This window comes from Actinomycetospora callitridis, assembly GCF_028737265.1.
Classification (GTDB): Bacteria; Actinomycetota; Actinomycetes; order Mycobacteriales; family Pseudonocardiaceae; genus Actinomycetospora; species Actinomycetospora callitridis.
Genome location: NZ_JAQZAK010000013.1, coordinates 96756 through 119689 on the forward strand (window position 1 = coordinate 96756; position 22934 = coordinate 119689).

The following is a 22934-nucleotide window of genomic DNA, read 5'->3' on the forward strand; positions in this document are numbered from 1 at the left end:
CTCTCCGGCTGCGCTGGTGAACCGGACCTGCGGCGTACTCGCGCACACCGTCCGGTCCGGCTCCAGCCCACAGGCGGCAGAGGTGATCTACCCCGAGACGTTGATCGTTCTAACCCACGAGCCGTGGCTCCTCCGCGTTGCTCGCGCCGCCGATCGCGGCGTCGCCGTCCCTGTTCGGCCGAGAGCGAACCCTCGCCTCCGGGCGCGGCACGCTGGCTAGCGTCGGCGCATGGTCGCCACGCGCGAGGTCACGTACGACGCCGACGGTCTGGTGATGGTCGGGCACATGGCCCGACCGGATGGTGCGGGACCGTGGCCCACGGTGCTGATCGGCCACGACGGGATCGGCCTCGACGACTTCCAGCGCCGCCGCGCCGACCACCTCGCCGAGCGCGGCTACCTGGCCCTGGCGATGGACTACCACGGCGGTCGGTGGTTCGGCGGTGCTCCGGAGGCGATGCTGGAGCGGGTCCTGCCGCTGATCGGCGACCCCGACCGGATGCGGGCCGTCGGGCACGCCGCGCTCGACGTCCTGCTCGCCGAGCCCGGTGCCGACCCGAGCCGGCTCGCCGCCCTGGGGTACGGCGCGGGTGGCTCCGTCGTCCTCGAGCTCACCCGTGCCGGAGTGCCGTTCCGCGGTGTCGCCGTCGTCCATCCCGGCCTGCCGCCGGCCCGCGTGGAGGACTGGGCCGCGGTCGGCGCCACGTTCCTGCTCGCCACGGGCTCGGAGGACCCGCTGTGCACACCGGACCAGGTCCTGGCGTTCACCGCGGCGTGGCAGGAGGCCCGGGTCGACTGGCGGGTCCACATCTACGGCGGCGCCCAGCACGCGTTCTGGGCGGCGCCGACCCACTCCGACGGTTCTCCGGCCGAGGGCACGACCCACGCGATGCCCACGGTGCCCGGGGTGGCGCACCACCCCGCCCACACCGCCCGCGCGTGGCGGGCGGTGCTCGACCTGCTGGACGAGACGATCGGCGAGCTGTCGCCCGCACCGTCCGGCCGACGCTGATCAGCTGTCGGCGCGCCGCGCACCCCTGGCGCCGGGCTCCGTCGCCGGTCAGGCTCCACGCCGTGCGGGCACCCTCGGCCCACCTGGCCAACCTCGACCTCAACCTGCTGGTGTCGTTGCGGGAGCTGCTGCGCGAACGGAACGTCACGCGGGCCGCCGCCCGCATCGGGGTGTCCCAGCCGGCCGCCAGCGCCGCGCTGTCCCGGCTCCGTCGCCACTTCGACGACGAGCTGCTCACCCGGCACGCGGGCGGCTACGTCCTCACGCCTCTCGCGGTCCAGCTCGCCGACCAGGTCGAGGGGGTCTGCACCGCGGCGGAGCGCCTGTTCGGCACCGGGCACCACTTCGACCCCCGGGCCTCGCGCCGCGGCTTCAGCCTGCTCATCGCCGACTACACCGTCGCCGTCCTCGGGACTACGCTGTCCGCGGCGCTCGCCCGGCGCGCGCCCGGGGTGGAACTGCGACTGCGGCTGGTGCGCGAGTCCTTCTCCGCCGACATCGGCGAGACGATCAGGCTCATCGACGGCATGATCGCGCCACCCGCCGCGCGCTTCGACCGCCCGGACCTGCGCTCGGTCGACCTCTTCACCGACCGTTGGGTGCTCCTGATCGACGCCGCGAACCCCGCCGTGCACCAGGAGCTGACCCCGGCACGGCTGGCCGTGATGCCCTGGGTCGTGCCCTTCGCCCCGGAGCGCGGGTTCTCCGCCGCGGCGCCCATCACCCGCCAGTTCACCCGGCTCGGCGTCGAGCCGGACACCCGCGTGCGGGTGGAGAGCTACCTCGCCGTACCCCACCTCGTGGCCGGCACCGACCGGGTCGCGCTGGTGCAGGAACGGCTCGCCCGCGACGTCGCCGCGGGCCTCGGGCTGGTCGTCCGCGAGTGCCCCGGCACCGCCGACGAGGACGGCGCCGGCACGATCTGCGAACGGTTCTGGTGGCACGCCGACCTCGACAACGACCCCGCGCACCGCTGGCTGCGGTCCCTGCTCGTGGAGCTGTCGGCGGAGCTGTGAGCCCCTGACCTGGGGGTATCGACGCCGTTGATGCCCGTGCAGGCCGGTTGTCTATTTCCGTGTGGTCCAGAGCACTGCCTAGCGTGCGTGACATGCCACACCCGCTCACCGACCTCCCGGTCCGCACGGTGGTGCGGGAGGGGCCGGCCCATCCCGCCGATCCGGCCGACCACCGGGTCCGCGCCGACGTCTGCGTCGTCGGGGCCGGCATCGCCGGACTGTCGGCGGCGGTGGAGTCGGCGAAGCTCGGTCGTGACGTCGTCCTCGTCGACTCGCTGCCGGTGCTCGGCGGTCAGATGGTGAACTCGCTGATCGGCCTGTTCTGCGGTGTCTTCGGCAACGCGCCGCAGCACCGCCGGCTGACCTACGGGCTCCTCGAGGACATCTTCGCCGACCTCGGTGCGAGCGGGGACCTGTTCTACCGCGTCGGCCACACGACGACCGTCGGGTACGACGAGGTCCGCCTGGGCCGGTGGGTGGAGGACACCGTCCGGGCCCACGGGATCAAGGTGCTCACCGGGGCGTCGCTCGCCGGGGTCGATCGCGAGGGCGACCGTGTCGTCGGCGCCCGCTTCGCCACCCGGTACGGACCCGTCGACGTGCGTGCCCACGGCTTCGTCGACGCGAGCGGCGACGCGGCGCTGAGCTGGGCGGCCGGGCTGCCCTGCCGCCTGCCCGACCGAGAGATCTACGGGAGCCAGCAGCTCGTCGTCGAGCACCTCGACGAGTCGGAGCCGCCCGACCCCGCGGACCTCTCCGCCCGGGTCGGCGCGAAGGCCGCCGAGTACGGCCTGCGCCGCCACGACGGGCTCGCGTTCTTCTTCCCCGGCCGGGGAACCGCCGTGCTGAACATGACCCACATCGAGGCGCCGCTCGACCCGTTCGCGGCCGCCGAGGCCCAGCTGGAGGGCAAGGCCCAGGCCGACCGGGTCGTCGAGTTCCTGCGGGCCGAGTTCCCCGAGGTCTTCGGCAAGGCCGCCGTCCGCTCCTATGGGCTGCCCGGGCGTCGTCAGACGCGCTGGGTGCAGGCCGTCCACCAGCTCACCGTCGACGAGGTCCGGGCGGGGGTCCGCTTTCCGGACGCCGTCGCCCGCACGGCCTGGCCCATCGAGCTGCACGACACCCCGGACGGCTACGTCTGGGAGACCTTCGGCGAGGACCACCTGCACTACGTGCCGCTGCGCTCGATGGCGCCTCCCGAGGTCGCGAACCTGCTCGTCGCCGGGCGCTGCGTGGACGGCGACGCGGCCGCGCTGTCGAGCGTGCGCGTGATGGGGCCCTGCGCCGCGATGGGCCACGCCGCCGCGCACGCCCTCGACATGGCGGGTCCCGACGGCAGCGTGCACGCGGTGCACGCCGATCGGGCCGCCGAGCTCCGCGACCGCATCCGGGAGAACGTCGATGACTGAGCCGAGCCAGCGATGATCCTCACCGACGACGAGCAGCGCATGCGCGACGGCGCGGAGGGCCCGGCGGTGGCGGCCGCGATGGACCTGCTGGTGCGCTACGGGCAGGCCCTCGACGCCGAGCGCCTCTGCACCGTCCGCAACGTCGCGGGCACCACCACCCAGCCCTCGCCGGTCAAGGCCCGTCTGGTCGCCGAGGGCGGCTGGGACCGTGCGTTCTCGATCATCAACCTCGACGCGGACGAGACGCTGCCGATCCCGCCGATGGCCGTGCCGACCTGTCAGCTGCAGCAGGGCTTCGGGCCGGACTCGGTGGGCACGGTGCCCTACCCGCCGGAGTTCGTGGAGCTCCAGACCGACGGGGAGGCCTTCGTCGGCGCCCGCGGGGTGTCGGTGCTCGCGACCTGCACGCCCTACCAGGTGGGCAATCTGCCGGTGCGCGGCGAGCACTGCGCGTGGATGGAGTCCTCGGCCGTCGTCTACGCCAACAGCGTGCTCGGGGCCCGCACCAACTGTGAGGGCGGCGCCTCCACCGGCGCAGCGAGCCTCACCGGGCGCATCCCGTGCTGGGGTAACCACCACGACGCCCACCGACTCGGCACCCACCTGGTGCGGGTGGACACGCCGGTCTCCTCGTTCCGGGACTGGGGGCTGCTCGGCTACGCCGTCGGCGACGTCGTGCAGGAGGCCCGCCCGGTGATCACCGGCGACCACGCGCTGCCCGACCTCACCGACCTCAAGCACTTCGGCGCCGCCGCGGCCTCGTCGGGCGGGGTCGAGATGTACCACGTCGTCGGCGTAACCCCCGAGGCCCCGACGGTGACCGCGGCGTTCGGCGGCCGCCGGGTGCCCGAGCCGGTGGTGTTCGGCGAAGCCGAGAAGCGGGCCGCGTACGAACGCCTCAACGACCAGGGCAGCGACACCGACGTCGACTTCGTGCTGCTCGGCTGCCCGCACGCGTCGCTCGACCAGATCCACGACGTCGCCCGGGCGCTCGACGGGCGTCGCCTGGCCGACGGCACCCAGCTCTGGATCATGGCGCCGCGGGCGCTCGCGGTGGTCGCCGAGCGCTCCGGTCACACCGCCGTCATCGAGGCCGCCGGCGGGCGGGTACTCACCGACTCCTGCCCGGCCATGTCGCGCGCCGCGCCCCTCGGTACCCGGGTGTTCGCCACCGACTCGGCCAAGCAGGCGCACTACCTGCCCGCCATCCTCGGCATCCAGGCCTGGTTCGGCACCACGGCCGAGTGCGTCGACGCCGCGGTCACCGGCCGCTGGCGCGGGGACCTCTCGTGACGGGCCTGCGACCGGCCCCGGCCCGGGTGGTGCTGCGCGGCCGGACCGTCGTGCCCGGCGTGGTCACCGGCGAGGTGCTCGTCTCGCCGGAGACGATCTCGGGCTGGGGCGGCATCGACCCGGCCACCGGGACGATCACCGAGGCGCGACACCCGCTGGCCGGGGTCTGCTTCACCGGCCGGATCCTCGTCTTCCCCGGCGCCAAGGGTTCCTCGGGCTGGTCGGGCTTCTTCCAGACCACGCGGCTGCTCGGGACCGCGCCGATCGGGATGGTCTTCGCGGTCACCACGACGAAGGTCGCCCTCGGGGCCGTCGTCACCCGCGTGCCCGCCCTCGCCGACCTCGACGACGACCCGGTCGCCGTGCTGCGCACCGGCGACCGGATCCGGCTCGACGCGACCGCGGGTGTCGTCGAGCTCCTGGCGCGCACCGAGGAGGAGCCGTGAAGGTCGCGGTGATGGGCGCCGACGAGCTCGCGCCCGGCGAGCACCGGGTGGTGCAGGTGGGCCGGCGCTCGATCGGGATCTTCCGGGTGGGCGACGAGTACCACGCGCTCGCCGACCACTGCCCGCACCAGGGCGGGCCCCTCTGCCGGGGCCGCGCCGCGCCCCTCGCCGTGGCCGGCGCGCCCGGCGAGGTCGCGCTCGACCCCGACCGAGTGTTCGTCGCCTGCCCCTGGCACGGCTGGGAGTACGACGTCACCACCGGCCGGTCCTACTTCGGTCCGGGCGAGGCGCCCGTCCGCAGCTACGCCACCGAGGTCGTCGCCGTCGACCCGGCCACCGGGCGCGTCCCCGGGCCCTACGTCGCCGACACCTACGCGGTGACCGTCGAGGACCGCGTGGTCGTCGTCGACACCGCCGCACGTCGCCCCACCGACCCGGAGGAGACCGCATGACCACCGTCTCCGCGCCCGGCACCCACGCCCCCGCCGAGGGGCCGGGTCCTGCCGCGCCGCGACCCGCGGGCCGCCGCCCCCGCACCGCCGTCGTCGACGCGGACATCCACCCCGCGGTGGTCCCGGCGCGGCTGGCCGTCGAGCTGCCCGCGCCCTGGCGGCGGCGCTACGAGCGCTTCGGGGTGCGCGGGGCCCCGCCGCCCGCGATCTACCCACGGGTGCGCAACGGCGGCATGCGCGCCGACGCCCACCCGTCGTCGGGCCCGCCCGGCAGCGACCTGGGGCTGCTGCGCGAGCAGCTGCTCGACGCCTACGACCTGGTCGCCGGCGTGCTGATCCCGCTGCAGGGCCACACCTGGGGCGCCGAGGAGCCCGCGTACGCCGCTGCCCTGTGCCGCGCGCTCAACGACATCCAGGTCGCGGACTTCCTCGACCCCGAGCCCCGGCTGCGCGCCAGCATCTGCATCGCGCACGAGTCGCCCGAGCACGCCGTCGCCGAGATCGAGCGGCGCGCGGGCGACCCCCGCTTCGTCCAGGTGCTCTTCCCCAGCGGCTCGCACCTGCCGGTCGCCGACGCCAAGTACCGGCCGATCTACGCCGCGGCCGCCGCGGCCGGGCTGCCGATCGGGATGCACCTCGGCGGGACCGAGGGCCACCGCGGCGACGGCTGGCCGTCGTTCTACCTCGAGCAGCACGGCTGGTACGGCAACGCGATGGCCATGGCCCTCACCTCGCTCGTCGCCGGCGGGGTGTTCGACGAGCTCCCCGACCTGCGGCTGGTGCTCGTCGAGGGCGGGATCACCTGGCTGCCGTCGCTGCTGTGGGGCCTGGACTCGGGGTGGGCCGTGTTCCGCGACGACGTGCCGGGGCTGCACCGCCCTCCGTCGGAGATCGTCCGCGAGCACTGCTGGTTCACCACCCAGCCGATCGACGAGCCGGAGAACCTCGCGCACCTCGCGACGACGCTGCGCCACGCCGGCCTGACCGACCGGATCCTGTTCGCCTCGGACTACCCGCACTGGGACTTCGACGACCCGGTGACCGCGCTGCGGGTGCTCCCCGCCGACGTCCGGCGCCCGATCATGGCCCGCAACGCGGCGGCGCTCTACGGCGTGGATCTCCCCGGGGACGCCCCGTGAACGCCGGGGGAGCGGTCGACACCGACACCCACGTCGCCCCGGCGTCCCTGGCCGACCTCGCGCCGTACCTGCCCGCCTACTGGCGCGACTACGTCGAGGGTGCCGCGCTGCGCCTGGACCCGACGCAGGCCGGCGCCTACCCGCCGGGCGCCGTGACGGACCCGGCGCCGGCCGACGTGGCGACGCTGCGTGCCCAGGTGCTCGACGTGCCCGCCCCCGGCGGAACGCCCGTCGACGTGGCGGTCCTGAGCGCGACCTCCGCGTTCGACGTCAGCCGCAACCCCTATTACGACGCGGCGCTGTGCCGGGCCCTCAACGACTGGGTCACCGCGACGTTCCTCGACCACGACCCCCGGCTGCGCGGCAGCATCGCCGTCCCGTCCGGCGATCCGGAGGCCGCCGTCGAGGAGATCCACCGCCGGGCCGGCGATCCTCGGTTCGTGGAGGTCGTGCTGCCCGTGCGCGGGCACGACCACCGCTACGGGCACCGCCGGTTCCTGCCGGTGTTCGAGGCGATCGCCGAGCACGGCCTCGTCGCCGGGCTGCACGCCTGGGGACGGGCCGGCTCCGCCGCGACCACCACCGGGTTCACCCACACCTATCTGCAGGACTACCTGGCCCAGGGGCAGATCGCCCAGGGGCAGCTGACCAGCCTCGTCGTCGAGGGGGTGCTGGGCCGGCTGCCCGCGCTGCGGGTCGTCGTCGCCGAGTGCGGCTTCTCCTGGCTGCCACCCCTGCTCTGGCGCCTGGACAAGGAGTGGAAGGGCATCTGGCGCGAGGTCCCCTGGGTGACCCGCCCGCCCTCGGAGTACCTGCGCGAGCAGGTCCGCCTCACCTCGACCCCGGCCCACCTGCCGGCCGACCCGGACGAGCTCGCCGAGGCCCTCGAGATCCTCGACCCGGCCTCGCTCGTCCTCTACGCCGGCGATCACCCCCACGTCCACGGCGACGGCACGGAGCGCCTGCTCGCCGCACTCGGTCCGGCCGACCGCGCCGCCGTCCTCGGCGGGACCGCGAGGACCTTCCTGCTCGAGCGGGGCGCCCCGGCCCCACCCCCCGGGACCCGTTCGCCCACGACCCGACCGCACCGTCGCGAGGAGGCTCCCCGATGATCCCCATCCGAGCTCGACGAGGACGGCTGCTGCGCCTGCTCGCCGTGGTGCTCGCCGCGTGCGCGGTGGTCACCGCGTGCGGCGGCGGCGACACCACCGACGACGGCCGCCAGCGCATGACGTTCCTGAACATCCTGCCGCTGGAGTCGCTGTCCTACTCCGCCGAGCTGATCGCGGACACGCAGGGGTTCTTCGCCGCGCGGGGACTCGACGTGACCTTCGAGACCACCCAGGGTTCCGCGCCCGCCATCCAGACCGTGCTGGCCGGATCGGCCGAGGTGACCCGGATCGGCGACATCGAGACGATGATCGCGGCCGGCAACCGCAACGCCCCGCTGGTCGCCTTCGGCGAGGTCATCCACCGCGGGACCATCCGCATGGTCTCCGCGGCCGACGACCCGATCACCCAGGCGGCACAGTTCCGCGGCAAGCTCGTCGGCACCCCGTCCGAGGGCGGCACCAGCTCCATCACCCTCGACCTCGTCGCCGGATCGGCGGGGGTGCCGCCCGCCGAGGTCCGCCGCCAGGTCGTCGGGCTCGCCCCCGGGGTGTTCGACCTGCTGACCTCCGGGCGCATCGACGCCTACATCGTCTCGCTGGACACGTCCGTGCAGCTGCAGCGCACACGGCCCGAGGCCGTGGTGTTCGATCCCAACGACGCGATCAGCGCGGGCTCGCAGGTCTACGCGACCTCCCGGGCGACCGCGCAGGACCCCGCGGAGCGGGACAAGCTGCGTCGCTACATGGCGGCCATCGACGACGCCGTGCGGTTCATCGTCGCCGACGAGGCGAACGGCTTCCGGAACACCATGGCCGCGATCTCGTCGAAGTACCGGGTGCCGGCGCTGGGCGACCCGGAGACGGCGCGGCTGGCGCTCGCGGGCTACGTCGACTCCTACACCGGGGGCGAGACCCCGGTGGGGATCTCCCCGCAGCGCTGGCGGCAGACCTACGACGAGATCACGGGCATCGGCCAGCTGCCCCCGGGCCTGGACCCGGCGCAGTGGCTGGACACCGGGATCCCGCCGGCCGGGACCTCCTGAGGCCGGGACCGTGAGCACCGCGAGGACAGGAGCAACCATGACCCAGCAGACCGTGGTCCGGCGGTCGGAGCCCTTTCCGGTGGCACACCCCGATCCGGGGCGGGCGGTCGGCCTGCGCGTCGCGGGCGTCGACAAGGTCTATCCGACCCGCAGCGGGGAGGTGCACGCCCTCTCGGGGATCGACCTCGACGTCGCCGCCGGGGAGTTCGTCTCCCTGGTCGGGCGGTCGGGGTGCGGGAAGACGACCCTGCTGCGGGTGCTCTCGGGGCTGCTCGCGCCCACCACGGGCACGGTCGAGGCCGGGGGGCGCTCCGCGTGGGTGGGTGGTCGGCGCGACGACGCCGTGTTCGCCGAGTTCGGCCTGGTCTTCCAGGAGGCCAACCTGTTCCCCTGGTTCACCGTCGTCGACAACGTCGCCCTGCCGCTCAAGCTGCGCGGGGTGTCCCGCGGCGAGCGCCGGGCCCGCGCGATCGAGCTGTGCGCGACGGTCGGCCTGACCGGCTTCGAGGACTCCTATCCGCGGGAGCTCTCGGGCGGCATGCGCCAGCGCGCGGCGATCGCCCGGGCCCTGGCCTGCGACCCCTCGGTCCTGCTCATGGACGAGCCGTTCGGCGCGCTCGACGCAATGACCCGGGACCGGATGAACCTCGAGCTGCAGCAGATCCACGCGGTCTCCGGGGCGACGGTGGTGTTCGTGACGCACTCCATCTCGGAGGCCGTCTTCCTCGCGGACCGCGTGGTGCTGCTGACGCCGCGGCCCGGGCGCATCCGTTCGATCACCCCGGTGGACCTGCCCCGTCCCCGGGAGGCCGAGGTCGAGGCGACCGCCGGGTTCGGCGAGCTCGTCGTCGCCCTGCGCCGCGAACTGGACCAGGAGGACTGAGCCGTGACGACCATCGAGAGCAGGACCGACGGCGCGGTGACGGCGGCCGAGCCGACGGGCGAGACGGAGTCGCCCTGGATGCGGCGGCTCCCCTGGGTCTCGGGGCCGATCATGCTGCTCGCCCTCCTCGGGGTCTGGCAGTTCACGGTCTCCGTCGTCGGGGTCTCGGAGTTCATCCTCCCCTCGCCGGCCGCCGTCGCGGGGGCGCTGGGCGAGCTGCTCGCGGGCGACGACATCTGGGGCCACATCGGCATCACGCTGCTGGAGGTGGTCGCCGGGTTCGGCATCGCCCTGCTGGTGGGGGTGGCCGTCGGGGCGGTGCTCGGCCGTGTCGCCTGGTTGCAGCGGGCGGTGCAGCCGGCGCTGGTCGCCCTGCAGGTCGTGCCGAAGGTCGCCTTCGTGCCGATCTTCGTCATCTGGTTCGGCTTCGGGCCGACCTCGAAGATCGTCATGGCCGCCCTGCTCGCGTTCTTCCCGATCATGCTCAACGTGATGTTGGGCGTGCGCTCGGTCGACAGCGGTCACCGGGACGTCATGCGCGGGCTCGGCGCCGGACGCTGGGCGACGTTCCGCAACATGGAGCTCCCGACGACGCTGCCCTACGTGTTCGCCGGGGCCGAGGTCGCCATCGTGTTCTCGGTGATCGGCGCGATCGTGGGGGAGTACCTCGGCGGCAGCGAGGGCCTCGGCTACCTCGTCGTGTCGAGCCTCAACGCCCTCGACGCGCCACGGCTGTTCGCGGTGATCGTGCTGCTCGCCGTGATCGGGTCCCTGCTCTACGTCGCGGTCACGACGGTCAAGAAGCTCGTGATCCCGTGGCACGACTCCGTGCGCACGGGCGTCTAGCGTCCGGCGAGGACGCCGTCGAGCCAGCGGTACAGGCGCTGGTGGAACACCGCGCGGCCGGTCATCTCGCAGTGCCCGGTGACGTCGTCGTCGTGGCCGAACTCGACGAACTCGGTGGGGCAGGTGAGGTGGTCGGCGAGCTTCTGGGCGTCCGCGCTGATGTCGTCGCCTGCGGTGCGGCAGACGAAGGTCGGGCAGCGCACGAGGTGCTCGCGGCCCTTCATCGAGTACTCCCGCGCGAGCTCGACGTAGGCCATCGGGTCCTCGACGCCGTGCACCCAGAGGTTGCGCCGCAGCGCCCACCCCGCCGACGGCTTCTTCATCGTCGACTCGAGGGCCTTCTCCAGCACCGACAGCATGAGGCGGTTGCCGTCAGGGAGCTGGTGGGCGAGCACGCCGGGCATGCGGGCGATGACGGTGTCGTAGAGGTCGTAGGGCCCGGAGTCGGCGACGCAGGCGGCGAGGCGGTGCTCGCCGCCTGCCGCCCGCGGCGCGGTGTAGCCGCCGAAGCTCCAACCGATGAGCACGAGCCGCTCGGCGTCCACCTCGGGGCGGGCCACCGCGACGTCGACCACCGGCGAGACGACGTTCTCCCAGTCCGGGCGGAACGGGATCCCCTGGTCGAGGATCACCGAGCCCTGCCCGGGCCCGTCGAAGGCGAGGACGTGGTAGCCGCGCTCGAGCGCCGCGACCGCGTTGGCGAAGTAGAGCTCCTCGACGGTGCCGTCGTAGCCGTTGGTGAGGATGACGGTCGGGCGGGGCGTGTCGTCCGCCGCGTCCCCGGCGCGGAAGAAGTAGCCGGGCAGTGTGGTGTCCTCGTAGGGGATCGCGAGGATCTCGGGCGGCGCGTCCAGCAGCGCCGCACCTGCCCGGAAGGTCTCCGTCTGCTTGTGGGAGCTGCTGCGCAGCCGGTCGTCGACGGGCGTGCCCATGAGGAACAGCCCGGCCGTGCGGTAGTAGTTCGAGGCGCGCAGGTAGGCGTCCCGTGCGCTCACGGAGTCGCCGGCCGCCGCGCTCGCCACCGCGGCCTGCTCCACGCGTTCGGCGGTGGCGAGCCACTCGCGGTACCAGAGCTCGCCGTCGGTCGTCGTGATCCGCCGGGCGGTCTCCACGCACTCGCCGATCTCCGCCCCGCCCGAGCGGGTGTACGCGAGAGCGCGGACGAACTGGGCGTCGAAGAGGTCGTCGTGCAGGACCAGGGTCACCGGCGGTCTCCGTCTCGCGTGGGCGGGATGTGACCGGTCACCGTAGTCCGAACGGCCCAGTTCCGGATCTCGAACGCCTCCCTGCGGCGGTTCTGGATCGACTGGCTGGAGCTCTCCCGTTCGATCTCTCCGGAGTGTCGTGAGGGTTGGGCGGCCCGATCACTCCGACAGCACTGTCGGGAGATCGAACTGGAGAGCACGGACGACCAGGCAGCGCCGCCGCCGCGCCGCCCGACCGTGTCCGAACGCGCTCAGCGGGTCACGGCGTCGGACGTGGTGGCCCCCGGATCGTCGGCGAGGTCGTCGGACGACGTCTCCCGCAGCGAGACCGTGCAGACGATCGTGAGCAGGCAGCACGCCGCGAGGATGATCGCGACGGTGACGGATCCGCCGCCGCCGGCGAGCACCGAGGCGAAGACGACGGGCGCGATGCCCGCGCCGATCCCGGCGATCTGGTAGCCGAGCGACGCGCCGGTGTAGCGGGACCGGGTGGAGAAGAGCTCGGCGTAGAGCGCGGCGAGCGGCCCGTACATCGCGGGGTGCAGGACGCCCTGGCCGATGACCACCGCGAGGGTCAGCAGCAGCACCGCCCCGCTGTCGATCATCGGGAAGAGCAGGAAGGCGAACAGCCCCGTCGCGGCGGCACCGGCCAGCACCACCGGTCGCCGGCCGACGCGGTCGGACAGGGCCGAGAAGCCGATGATCCCGAAGATCGCGACCACCGAGCTGAGGGTGAGCGCGTTGAGCACGGTGGGGCGGGGGAAGCCCGCCTGCACGGCGTAGGAGATGACGAACGTCGTGAGCGTGCCCTGGACGGCGAACGCGGCGAACCCGACGCCGATGGAGAGCAGGAGGTTGCGCGGGTGGTGGCGCAGGACGTCCATCAGCGGCGGCGACGCCGGCTTCACCCGCGCGGCGTCCTCGAACACGGGGGTCTCCGCGACGCGGAGGCGGACGAACAGGCCGACGCCGAGCAGCACGACGCTGAGCAGAAATGGGATGCGCCAGCCCCAGACGAGGAACGCCGCCTCGCCGGTGAAGGACGCCGAGGCCGCCAGCACGAGGCTGGAGAGCACCAGGCCACTGGGCGCGCCCGCGTTGGTGAAGCTGGCCCAGAGGCCGCGGCGTGAGGTGGCGTGCTCGGCGGACATCAGGACCGCGCCGCCCCACTCGCCCCCGATCGCGATGCCCTGCACAACGCGCAGGAGCACCAGCAGGATCGGGGCCCAGACCCCGATCTGGGCGTAGGTGGGCAGGAGGCCGATCAGGGTGCTGCCCACGCCCATGATGCTCATGCTCAGCACGAGCATCTTCTTGCGGCCGATCCGGTCGCCGAAGTGACCGAAGATGATGCCGCCCAGCGGCCGGGCGATGTAGCCGGTGGCGAGGGTGCCGAAGCTCGCGACCGTGCCCACCAGCGGGTCGAGGTTCGAGAAGAAGACCTTGTTGAACACGAGCGCCGAAGCCGTCGCGTAGAGCAGGAAGTCGTAGTACTCGATGACGCTACCGAGGTAGCTCGACAGCACGGCTCGGCGGAGCTGTGGCCCCGATCGGTGGGTCTGAGTCATGGCGGGTGCCCTGTCTGCTCGTGGCGGGAGACGGCCGCAGGACCGGCGGAGTATCAAGGAACTTGACGTTAGAGAGCGCCTCCGGAGTGGTCAAGGCCACGTCCTATATCAAGTCTGTTGATATGCTGCCGGACGTGAGCGAACCCGCGACCCGGACCGCCGTTGCCGGCGGTCAGCGCCTGACGTACCTGGTCAAGCGCCTGGAGATGGCCGAGCGGTCGCGGATGGAGGAGGTCCTGGGGCCGCTCGGGATGTCGCTGCAGCAGTACACGGCGCTGTCGCTGCTCGAGCGCCGGGGCGGGCTGTCGTCGGCGCAGCTCGCACGGCGCCACTACGTCACCCCGCAGGCGATGCACCTGCTCGTGACGGCGATGGAGCGCGACGGCCTCATCGAACGTCGCGTCGACGGGGAGAACCGGCGGATCCTGCGGGCCTGGCTCACCGAGCGGGGCGAGGAGGCCCTCGTCGCGTGCCACCGGGCCGTGGACGACGTCGAGGGGCGCATGATCGCCGCGCTCGGTGACGACGAGGCCACGTCCTTCGCCCGGGCGCTCGAGCGGTGCCTCGCTGCGCTCGCGGAGCCCCGCGAGGGGCGCATCCCGCCCGCCGCGACCCCGTCCTGACCGCCCTGCCGGCCGCCGCGGCCGGCACCGACCACCCGTGAGGACACCCTGATGGACCTCGACCAGCTGGACGCCATCGACGTGCACGTCCACGTCGAGCAGGACAGCCACGGCTGCTTCTCCGTCGACCAGGAGCTGCTCGACGCGTCGGCGAAGTACTTCCGGGCCGACCAGGACCGCACGCCGACCGTGGCCGACATCGCCGAGCACTACCGCGCCCGGCGCACCGCCGCGGTCGTGTTCACCGTCGACGCGCCCGCCGGCACCGGACACCCGCCGCTGTCCAGCGAGGAGATCGCCGACCAGGCCGCCGAGCACCCCGACGTGCTCATCCCGTTCGGCTCCGTGGACCCGCACGCGGGCAAGGCCGCGGTGGCGCGGGCCCGGCGCCTCGTCGACGAGCACGGGGTGCGCGGCTTCAAGTTCCACCCCAGCCTGCAGGCGTTCGAGCCGAACGACGTGCGCTTCTACCCCCTCTACGACGCGATCCAGGAGCTCGGCGTCCCCGCGCTCTTCCACACCGGGCAGACCGGGATCGGCGCGGGCCTGCCCGGCGGACGGGGCATCAAGCTGCGCTACTCCGACCCGATGCTGATCGACGACGTCGCCGCCGACTTCCCGTACCTGACGATCGTGCTCGCGCACCCCTCGGTGCCGTGGCAGGACGAGGCCATCTCGATCGCCACGCACAAGCCCAACGTCTACATCGACCTCTCCGGCTGGTCGCCGAAGTACTTCCCGCCGCAGCTGGTGAAGGCGGCCAACTCGCTGCTGAAGCGCAAGGTGCTGTTCGGCTCCGACTTCCCCGTCCTCACCCCCGACCGGTGGCAGGCCGACTTCGCGAAGCTCGAGATCAAGGACGAGGTGCGGCCGCTGATCCTCAAGGAGAACGCGACGCGGATGCTCGGCCTGGAGGGCTCGGCCTCGTCCTGACCTGCTCTCGCCGACGTGACGCGCGGAGGCGCGCCGGCCGGGAGCTCAGACGCCGGCCCTCGCGGTGGCGGGAGCGCGGGCGATCAGCCGGGACGCGGCGATCGCTCCGACACCGGTCAGCAGGGTGATGATCACGAGGTAGCCCGACGCCCCGACGATCCCCAGGGGCGAGGCCAGCAGCAGCGTGACGATGATCGGGGCGAGCGCACCGCCGACGATCGACCCGAGCTGGTAGCCCACCGAGGCGCCGCTGTAGCGAATCGCGACGGGGTAGCACTCCGCGGCCAGGGCCCCGGACGGTCCCCACATCGGGGCCGACGCCCAGCGCGCACCGGCCACCGCGACGGCGATGAGGATCAACGACCCGCTCGCGAGCAGCGGCAGGAACGCGGCGGCGACGACCGCGGTGGCCAGGGCGCCGAAGAGGATCGTGCGGCCGTGCCCCCACCGGTCGGACGCGGCGGAGAACCACAGGATGATCGGCACCTCGATCACGGCGACGACCAGGACGATGCCGATGAGCGCGGCCCGCGGCAGCCCGAGCGAGCTGGTGCCGTACTGGATGGAGTACGTGGCGGCCATGTACCCGATGCCGGTGATCCCGGTGAACATCGCGATCCCGCAGAGCACCTGCGGGAAGTGGTGGCGCAGCACCGACCCCAGCGGCAGGGCCATCGACCCGGACTTCTTGACCGCGACGAACTCCGAGCTCTCCTCGATGCGCAGCCGCACGTAGAGCCCGACGCCGACGAGCAGCGCGCTGAGCAGGAACGGGATGCGCCAGCCCCAGGAGCCGAAGGCCTCGGTGGACATCGAGGCGGCCAGCACGAGGAACATCGCGTTCGAGGCGATCAGGCCGATCGGCACCCCGAGCTGGGGGAAGCTGCCGTAGAAGCCACGCTTGGACTCGGGCGCGTGCTCCACCGAGATGAGCACCGCGCCGCCCCACTCGCCGCCCACGGCGAAGCCCTGCACGAGACGCAGCACCACGAGCAGGATCGGGGCGAGCGCGCCGATCGTCGCGTAGGTGGGCAGGACACCGATGAGCGTGGTGGCCACACCCATCGTCACCAGCGTCGTGACGAGTGTGGCCTTGCGGCCGATCCGGTCGCCGAGGTGACCGAAGACCACGCCGCCGATCGGGCGGGCGAGGAACCCGACGGCGAACGTCGCGAAAGCCGCGAGCGTGCCGGTCAGCGACGAGACGTTCGGGAAGAACTGCGGCGCGAACACCGTGACGGCGGCGAGGCCGTAGATGTAGAAGTCGTACCACTCGATGGACGTGCCCACGAGGCTCGCGAAGGCGACCTTGCGGACCTCGCGCCCCGAGGGTGGTGCGGCGTCGGGCGGGGTGGTGGTCACGGGGCCCTCCTCGGGCATCGGGAGCGGGCGGGCATCAGGTGTCGGAATCGGGCGGGGGATCAGGCGGGGGATCGGGAGGGGATCAGGCGGGCAGGCGCGCGGGCCGGCGACCCGGGCGGGCGGCGAGGGCGTGCGAGACGCCGCTCGCGCTGGTGCGCACCAGCGGCGCGAGCACCGACACCGGCGGCGTGCCCCGGTGCGCGACCACCGACAGGGCGGCGACGACCTCGCCGGAGGCGTCCCGGATCGGTGCGGCGACGGAGACGGCGTCCGCGGTGACCTGCCGGTCGCTGACGGCGTAGCCGCGCTCGCGGACCGCGGCGAGCGCCTCACGGATGCGCACCGGGTCGGAGAGCGTCCACGGCGTGTGGCGCGGGAACGGCCCGGCGAGCACCCGCTCGACGACGTCGGCCGGCGCATGGGCGAGCAGCACCAGGCCCACGCCGGTGGCGGTGAGCGCGAACCGGCCGCCGACCCGGGTGAGCACCCCGACCGCGCGGGTGCCGGCGAGCCGCTCGACGTAGACGACCTCGTCCTCCTCGCGGACCGCCAGCTGCACGTTCTCGCGGGTCACCTGGCAGAGGTCCTCGAGGTAGGGCAGGGCGCGCTCGCGCAGCCCGGGCCCGCGCGGCGCGAGTGCGCCGACCTCCCAGAGCCGTAGGCCGATCTGGTAGCGCCCGGCGCCGTTGCGCTCGACCGCGCCCCAGGCCTCGAGCTCGGCGACGAGCCGGTGGGCGGTGGACAGGGGTGTCTCGGCGCGGCGGGCGAGCTCGCTGAGCGTCATCGTCGGGCGGTCGTCGGAGAACGCGGCGAGCAGCCCGAGCGCGCGGGCCACCACCGGGCCGGTGCTCGCGCTCCGGGCGGCCGCCAGGGCCGTGGGAGGCGGCGCGGTGGCGGGCGGTGCCGGGTCGGTGACGTCCATGTCAACTCCGGGTGTGCTCGAGGGCGCGTCGGAGTCTGCGGGACGCTCTGTGATCGACCCAACACACCTTTCCGGATGCCGGAAGGGCGGAATGGGTTCGGATGGGCTCAGGCGGGGACGAACCGGACCGGTACCGAGGCGAAGCCGCGCAGCCAGTTCGACAGACGCGGCGTGGACCCACCGGCCGGCTCGAGCCGTGCGACCCGCCGGGCGAGCGTCCCGAGCAGGGCCTCGGCCTCCATCCGCGCGATCACCTGGCCGACGCAGTTGTGCACGCCGGCCCCGAACGCGGTGTGGCCGGCGGCCCGACGGTGGAGGTCGAACGCGTCGGGGTCGTCCCAGCGTCGCGGGTCGCGGTTGGCGGCGCCGAGCATGAGCAGGATCTTGGTGTCGGGGGCGACCACGGCCCCGCTCTCACCACCGACCTCGACCTCGCGGGTGGCGGTGCGGCCGATCACCGGGCTGGGCGTGTGGAACCGCAGCCCCTCCTCGAACGCCGCCCGTGCGAGGCCCGGGTCGGCGTGCAGCGCCGCCCACTGCGCCGGCCGCCGCGCCAGCTCGTGGATCACCGACGCGAACGCCAGGATCGTCGTGTCGATCCCCGCGGAGAGGAAGGAGCGCACCAGGAGCGCGGCCTCGTCGGGGGTGATGTCGCCGGAGTCGACGTAGGCGTGGATGGCGGCCCCGATCCCGTCCGGGGCCAGGGCCTCGCGGCGCATCTGCCAGGCCACGTACTCCCGGGCGCCCTCGCCGCGGCGTTCGGCCTCGTCGCGCAGCACCCCCGGCGGGCCCATCGACTGGAAGTTGAGGTCGGCGTAGGGCAGCAGGTACTCGCGTCCCTCGGGCGCCATGCCGACCGCGTCGGGCAGCACCGTCATCGGGAACCGCTCGGCCACCGCGACCGCGGCATCGACCTCGCCCGCGGCCAGGGCGTCGTCGACGACCTCCTCGGCCGCGGCCGCGAAGCGCTCGGCCAGCCCGGCGAGGGCCCGCGGCTGCAGCACGCGGTTCATCACGCGGCGGGCGCGGGTGTGGGCGGGCGGGTCGGCGTCGAGCAGGACGCTCGGCGGGCGCCACGTCTCGCCGCGCCGGATGTCGGTGAGCCCGGTGCCCGCGGCCGACGACCACGTCGCCGGGTCGCGGAACGCCGCCGCCACCTCCTCGTGGTGGCCGGTGGCCCACACGCCGTGCGCCGGCAGCCACACGAACGGCGCCGCCTCGCGGATTGCGGCGTCGACCGGAAGCGGGTCGGCGAGCACGTCGAGGGCGAACGGGTCCACGTCCAGCTCCACCACGTCGTCATGACACCACCGCGCGGCCCGGTCGAGACATCGATCTCCCGGATGCCGGGAGGGTCGTGGCGGGTGGCCGCGGGGCGTCCGCACGCTCTGACGACCGCCACCACCGAGGAGCCGTCGTGACCGCCACCCCCAGCCCGCTGCGCGCCGCGCCCGAGACCTTCGCCCGCCGCGAGTGGCCCCGCGCCGCCTGGTACGCCGCCGCCTACGACGTCGAGGTGGGCGCCCACCTGCTCCCGCGCACCGTCGCGGGGGCGTCGCTCGTGCTGTTCCGGACGCCGTCGGGCGAGGCCCGCGCGCTGGAGAACGCGTGCTGGCACCGCCTGCTGCCGCTGTCGGAGGGCAAGCTCCTCGGCGACGAGGTGATGTGCGGCTACCACGGGCTGCGCTACGACGCCGACGGCCGCTGCACGTTCATGCCCTCGCAGAAGACGGTGAACCCGTCGGCGCGCGTGCGCTCGTATCCCGTCGTGGAGCGCCACCGCTTCGTCTGGGTCTGGACCGGCGACCCCGCCGACGCCGACCCGGCGACGATCCCCGACCTGCACTGGAACGACGACCCGGCCTGGGCCGGCGACGGGCGCCTGATCCACGTGGACTGCAACTACAAGCTGATCGTCGACAACCTCATGGACCTCACCCACGAGACGTTCGTGCACGGCGGCAGCATCGGACACCGGTCGGTGGCCGAGTCGCCGTTCGAGGTGACCCACGGCAAGGGCACCGTGACCGTCACCCGCTGGATGATCGACGTGGAGGCGCCGCCGTTCTGGGCGCGACAGCTCGAGTGGCGCGGGGCGCCGGCCGGGAACGTCGACCGTTGGCAGATCATCCACTTCACCCCGCCCGGGACGATCGCCATCGACGTCGGCGTCGCCCCCACCGGCACCGGCGCGCCCGAGGGCGACCGCTCGCAGGGCGTCAACGGCTTCGTGCTCAACACGATGACCCCGGAGTCGCCCACCTCCACGCACTACTTCTGGGCCTTCGCCCGCAACTACGCGCTCGGCGACCAGCGGATCACCACGCTGCTGCGCGACGGCGTCTCCGGCGTGTTCGCCGAGGACGAGGAGGTGCTCGCCGCCCAGCAGCGGGCGATCGACGCGCACCCGGACAAGGAGTTCTACAACCTCAACATCGACGGCGGCGCGATGTGGGCCCGCCGGATGATCGACCTGATGCTCGCCGCCGAGGACGACTCGTACGCCGAGGCCGGCGCGCAGGCCGAGCGCGACATCGCCGAGCACCACCGCGCCGACCCCGGCGACGGCGCGCAGCGCGAGGTCGCGCGGGCGCGGGCGGAGGCCGAGCGCGCCCGGAGCGGGTCGTGAGCAGCACCTTCGTCGGCGCCCGGGTCCGCGCGGTGCGGGCCGTGGCCGACGAGGTGCGCCAGGTGGAGCTCGTCCCCGACGACGGCGCCCGCGCCTACCCACCCGGCAGCCACCTGGACCTCGCGCTGGAGATCGACGGGCTCCCGGTGGTGCGGTCGTACTCGGTGGTCGGCGCGGCGCCCGAGGACGGCGCCTACCGCATCGCGGTGAAGCTGCTGCCGGACAGTCGCGGCGGTTCGCGCCGGGTGCACGGGCTCGCGGCGGGCGACCGCCTCGAGCTGCGTCACCCCACCAGCCACTTCGAGCTCGACCCGCGACGACCCGGCTACCTGCTCGTCGCCGGCGGCATCGGCATCACCCCGCTGGTGGGCATGGCCGAGGTCCTGACCCGCCAGCAGCATCGGACCGGGGCCCCGGTCCGCCTGGCCTACGCCGGACGCCGGCGCGCGGCGATGCCGTTCGTCGACCACCTGCGCGGGCTCCTCGGCGACGCCGTCGTCACCGCCGCGGGCGAGGACGGCGAGCGGCTCGACCTCGCCGCGGAGATCTCAGGCCTGCACCCCGACGGCGAGGTGTACGTCTGCGGGCCGCCGCGGCTCACCGACGCGGTACGGGCGTGCTGGGCCGCGCAGGGCCGCCCGGCGCGAAGGCTGCGCACCGAGACGTTCGGGACCGCCGGGCGGCACCCGACCGAGGCGTTCGACGTCGAGGTCCGCGACCACGGCCTGACCGTGCACGTCCCGCGCGACCGCACCCTGCTCGCGGCGCTGCACGACGCCGGGGTGGAGATGGTGTGGGACTGCCTGCGTGGCGAGTGCGGGCTGTGCACGGTCGGGGTGCTCGGCGACGCCCCCGTCATCGACCACCGGGACGTCTTCCTCGACGCGGCGGAGCAGGAGGACTCGACCCGGCTCTGCGCGTGCGTCTCGCGGGCGGTCGGCGGGCGCCTCACCATCGACACCGGCTTCCGTCCGTGACGGTCCGGGTGGCCGTGAATGCTGGCCCTGCCGTGATCAACGTATAGCGCGGACCGGGGCTTGCGGCAAGCCCTCACCGGCGCCGGAGAATCCCCGCCCGCGAGGCGGAGCGGGAGCGGCGAACCGGGGAGCGGTCATGGCGGGAGAGCAGAGCACGAGCAGCGGGCCGACCCCGTACGAGGTCCACGAGCCGGGCGTCCTCCTGCACGGCACCAGGGCGGACCTCGCGGTCGGCGACCTGCTGGTCGCCGGCCGCGAGTCGAACTACGAAGCGGGGCGGATCATGAACCACGTCTACGTGACCGCCACGCTCGACGCCGCGGCCTGGGGCGCCGAGATGGCGCCCGGCGACGGGCCGCCTCGCATCTACCTCGTCGAGCCCACGGGCGAGATCGAGGACGACCCGAACGTCACCGACAAGAAGCTGCCGGGCAACCCCACCCGCTCCTACCGGACCCGCGAGCCCGTCCGCGTCGTCGGCGAGCTCGAGGGCTGGACGGGGCACACCGCCGAGCAGCTGCAGGCGATGAAGGACGGCCTCGCCGACCTGCGGCGACGCGGAGCGGCCGTCATCTTCGACTGACCTCGCCCGTGGCTCACCGACGGATCAGCCACCGGCTCCGGAACGTCAGGGCGCGTTCGGTGGCGGCGAGGGCCCCGGCCAGCCCCACGGCGATCGTCCCACCGGTGGAGAGACGGATCGGCGAGGTGAACGTGCCGAGGTGCTGGGCGATCACCGGGCTGTGGGTCACCGTGTCGATGCCCTGCAGGAGCGCGACCGCGCCCGCGGCCAGGAAGACGACGACGGCCACGGCACCGAGGACGGTGCTGGTGCGCGGGAACCGCTCGCCGAACCGGGCGCGCAGGCCCTCCTGGGTCCTCGGGTGCGGGCGCAGCACGTGCTCGGCACCGTCGTCGGTGACGTGGTGCATGCGTTTGAGCCCGTACTGGCTGGTGGCGACCTCGATGACGCCGCCGGGCACCGTGAAGGTCGCGGGGAGGTTCGCGCGGGCGACCTGCACGCCGTCGCGGTAGAGGGAGGCGGGGCTCCTCGCGGTGGTGCCGTCGGCCAGGTGCCGGACGTCGACCTCGAAGAGGTGGCGGTGCCCGGAGCCGTCCGGGAGCTCGAGGGCGAACAGTGAACGGCTCAGGATCTGCCAGAAGCGGAAGTCCTGGATCGGGCTGCCGTCGCCGGGCTCGACCCTCGAGAGCTGCCGGCGCCGCCGGTCGGTGGTGAACATGGTCGTCGTCCCGTCGGGTGCGGTCGCTGTCCACCCCACCGTCGACCGTGCCGTGGCGGCACACTCCAGAGCTCGTGGCCGAGGCCACAGCCGTCAGTCGCCGTGCGGGCCCGTGTCCGGGTGGGCGACGACGGACAGGAAGCGGATCGGCAGCTCCACCAGCTCGGTCGGACCGTGGACGCCCTCGCCGTCGAGCTGGAGCGCGTCGCCACGGCGCATGTCGTAGCTCGCGCCGCCGTGGCTGTAGATCATGTGACCCTCGAGCATGTAGAGCAGCTCGGTGCCGGGGTGCTGGAAGAGGGGGAACACCTCGCTGCGCTCGGTGAGCGTCACGAGGTGTGCCTCCATCCGCTTGTGCTGCCCGCGCAGACCACCGAGCAGCGTGTAGTCGTGACCCACGCGGGTGCCGCGGGCGACGATCCGCGCGCCCGCGCCCGCCGGGGTGTGCACCGCCTCGCGGTCGACGTCGGCGCCCCGGAAGAAGGCGGTGACGGGGATGTCGAGGGCGTCGGCGAGCCGGGCGAGGGTCGTGAGGCTGCACGAGATCTGCGCGTGCTCGATCTTCGAGAGCATCGGCTTCGAGATGCCGGTGCGCACCGCCATCTCGGCCAGCGTCGCCCCGGAGGCCCGGCGCCGGGCGCGTACCTCCGCGCCGATCGCCCGCTCGAGACGGCCCTCCTGCGACGCCGGGCGATCGACCTCGCGCGCCGCCGGGCCGTGATCGACACCCTGATCGACACCCTGATCGACACCCTGACCGGCGGCGTCCGTGTCCGTCGGGCCGTTCGCCCTCGGGCCAGGGACGTCGCGGCGGCTCATGGGG

General features: G+C 73.8%; 23 protein-coding genes. 16 read left to right on the plus strand and 7 right to left on the minus strand.

Annotated elements, in window-relative coordinates; genetic code table 11:
- Positions 1-229: 229 nt before the first annotated feature.
- From PH191_RS27685 to PH191_RS27735, 11 genes are all read left to right on the plus strand, one after another.
- Positions 230-1012: a dienelactone hydrolase family protein gene (locus tag PH191_RS27685; RefSeq protein ID WP_274197850.1), complete on the plus strand. Its 783-nt coding sequence runs from the start codon at positions 230-232 to the stop codon at positions 1010-1012.
- Between the two features lie 62 nt (positions 1013-1074).
- A complete protein-coding gene (locus tag PH191_RS27690) occupies positions 1075-2028 on the plus strand; it encodes a LysR family transcriptional regulator (RefSeq protein ID WP_274197851.1) in 954 nt (317 codons plus the stop codon).
- Positions 2029-2120: 92 nt separating this feature from the next.
- Positions 2121-3437 carry an FAD-dependent oxidoreductase gene (locus tag PH191_RS27695; RefSeq protein ID WP_274197852.1) on the plus strand — a complete coding sequence of 439 codons (1317 nt, stop codon included), beginning with the start codon at positions 2121-2123 and terminating at the stop codon, positions 3435-3437.
- Between the two features lie 12 nt (positions 3438-3449).
- Complete coding sequence (locus tag PH191_RS27700; RefSeq protein ID WP_274197853.1) at positions 3450-4730, plus strand: aconitase X catalytic domain-containing protein; 1281 nt, start codon at positions 3450-3452, stop codon at positions 4728-4730.
- Entirely contained in the window at positions 4727-5176 is a 450-nt protein-coding gene (locus tag PH191_RS27705; RefSeq protein ID WP_274197854.1) for an aconitase X swivel domain-containing protein, read from the plus strand. The genes PH191_RS27700 and PH191_RS27705 overlap by 4 nt, the downstream gene beginning before the upstream one ends.
- Positions 5173-5628: a Rieske (2Fe-2S) protein gene (locus PH191_RS27710; RefSeq protein WP_274197855.1), complete on the plus strand. Its 456-nt coding sequence runs from the start codon at positions 5173-5175 to the stop codon at positions 5626-5628. The genes PH191_RS27705 and PH191_RS27710 overlap by 4 nt, the downstream gene beginning before the upstream one ends.
- Positions 5625-6767, plus strand: a complete 1143-nt coding sequence (locus tag PH191_RS27715) for an amidohydrolase family protein (protein WP_274197856.1) — start codon at positions 5625-5627, stop codon at positions 6765-6767. The genes PH191_RS27710 and PH191_RS27715 overlap by 4 nt, the downstream gene beginning before the upstream one ends.
- Positions 6764-7879, plus strand: coding sequence for an amidohydrolase family protein (locus PH191_RS27720; protein ID WP_274197857.1), 1116 nt, complete (start codon positions 6764-6766; stop codon positions 7877-7879). Before PH191_RS27715 ends, PH191_RS27720 begins: the two co-directional genes overlap by 4 nt.
- A complete protein-coding gene (locus PH191_RS27725; protein WP_274197858.1) occupies positions 7876-8922 on the plus strand; it encodes an ABC transporter substrate-binding protein in 1047 nt (348 codons plus the stop codon). Before PH191_RS27720 ends, PH191_RS27725 begins: the two co-directional genes overlap by 4 nt.
- A 37-nt stretch (positions 8923-8959) precedes the next feature.
- The gene (locus tag PH191_RS27730; RefSeq protein WP_274197859.1) at positions 8960-9805 is read left to right on the plus strand and encodes an ABC transporter ATP-binding protein; all 846 of its coding nucleotides are present in this window, start codon (positions 8960-8962) and stop codon (positions 9803-9805) included.
- Between the two features lie 3 nt (positions 9806-9808).
- Positions 9809-10651 (plus strand): ABC transporter permease, encoded by an 843-nt coding sequence (locus tag PH191_RS27735; protein WP_274197860.1) that lies wholly within the window; start codon positions 9809-9811, stop codon positions 10649-10651.
- Here PH191_RS27735 and PH191_RS27740 read toward each other — a convergent pair.
- A complete protein-coding gene (locus PH191_RS27740) occupies positions 10648-11856 on the minus strand; it encodes an alpha/beta hydrolase family protein (protein WP_274197861.1) in 1209 nt (402 codons plus the stop codon). The two genes, PH191_RS27735 and PH191_RS27740, sit on opposite strands and share 4 nt — an antisense overlap.
- Before the next feature lie 251 nt (positions 11857-12107).
- Complete coding sequence (locus PH191_RS27745) at positions 12108-13424, minus strand: MFS transporter (protein WP_274197862.1); 1317 nt, start codon at positions 13422-13424, stop codon at positions 12108-12110.
- A 134-nt stretch (positions 13425-13558) separates the two neighbouring features.
- On the opposite strand from PH191_RS27745, the gene PH191_RS27750 reads away from it, so the two are divergent.
- A complete protein-coding gene (locus PH191_RS27750) occupies positions 13559-14047 on the plus strand; it encodes a MarR family winged helix-turn-helix transcriptional regulator (protein WP_274197863.1) in 489 nt (162 codons plus the stop codon).
- Positions 14048-14098: 51 nt separating this feature from the next.
- Positions 14099-14980, plus strand: a complete 882-nt coding sequence (couO, locus tag PH191_RS27755) for a 4-hydroxyphenyl-beta-ketoacyl-CoA hydrolase (RefSeq protein WP_274197864.1) — start codon at positions 14099-14101, stop codon at positions 14978-14980.
- A gap of 45 nt (positions 14981-15025) precedes the next feature.
- On the opposite strand, the gene PH191_RS27760 is transcribed toward couO, so the two are convergent.
- From PH191_RS27760 to PH191_RS27770, 3 genes are all read right to left on the minus strand, one after another.
- Complete coding sequence (locus tag PH191_RS27760; protein WP_274197865.1) at positions 15026-16342, minus strand: MFS transporter; 1317 nt, start codon at positions 16340-16342, stop codon at positions 15026-15028.
- A gap of 82 nt (positions 16343-16424) precedes the next feature.
- On the minus strand, positions 16425-17264 hold the full coding sequence (locus tag PH191_RS27765; protein WP_420791858.1) for an IclR family transcriptional regulator: 840 nt from the start codon (positions 17262-17264) through the stop codon (positions 16425-16427).
- 107 nt (positions 17265-17371) lie between these two features.
- Positions 17372-18559, minus strand: coding sequence for a cytochrome P450 (locus PH191_RS27770; protein WP_274197866.1), 1188 nt, complete (start codon positions 18557-18559; stop codon positions 17372-17374).
- A gap of 122 nt (positions 18560-18681) precedes the next feature.
- Between PH191_RS27770 and PH191_RS27775 the strand changes: the two genes are divergently transcribed.
- The 3 genes from PH191_RS27775 (at position 18682) to arr (ending at position 21453) form a co-directional block, all read left to right on the plus strand.
- Positions 18682-19893: an aromatic ring-hydroxylating dioxygenase subunit alpha gene (locus tag PH191_RS27775; protein WP_274197867.1), complete on the plus strand. Its 1212-nt coding sequence runs from the start codon at positions 18682-18684 to the stop codon at positions 19891-19893.
- Positions 19890-20870, plus strand: coding sequence for a PDR/VanB family oxidoreductase (locus PH191_RS27780; RefSeq protein WP_274197868.1), 981 nt, complete (start codon positions 19890-19892; stop codon positions 20868-20870). The genes PH191_RS27775 and PH191_RS27780 overlap by 4 nt, the downstream gene beginning before the upstream one ends.
- 136 nt (positions 20871-21006) lie before the next feature.
- Positions 21007-21453 (plus strand): NAD(+)--rifampin ADP-ribosyltransferase, encoded by a 447-nt coding sequence (arr, locus tag PH191_RS27785; protein WP_274197869.1) that lies wholly within the window; start codon positions 21007-21009, stop codon positions 21451-21453.
- Positions 21454-21466: 13 nt separating this feature from the next.
- Here the strand turns inward: arr and PH191_RS27790 are convergent, their stop codons facing one another.
- Both PH191_RS27790 and PH191_RS27795 read right to left on the minus strand, forming a co-directional pair.
- Positions 21467-22111: a hypothetical protein gene (locus PH191_RS27790; protein WP_274197870.1), complete on the minus strand. Its 645-nt coding sequence runs from the start codon at positions 22109-22111 to the stop codon at positions 21467-21469.
- A 93-nt stretch (positions 22112-22204) separates the two neighbouring features.
- Positions 22205-22930: a helix-turn-helix domain-containing protein gene (locus tag PH191_RS27795; protein ID WP_274197871.1), complete on the minus strand. Its 726-nt coding sequence runs from the start codon at positions 22928-22930 to the stop codon at positions 22205-22207.
- Positions 22931-22934 lie beyond the last annotated feature (4 nt).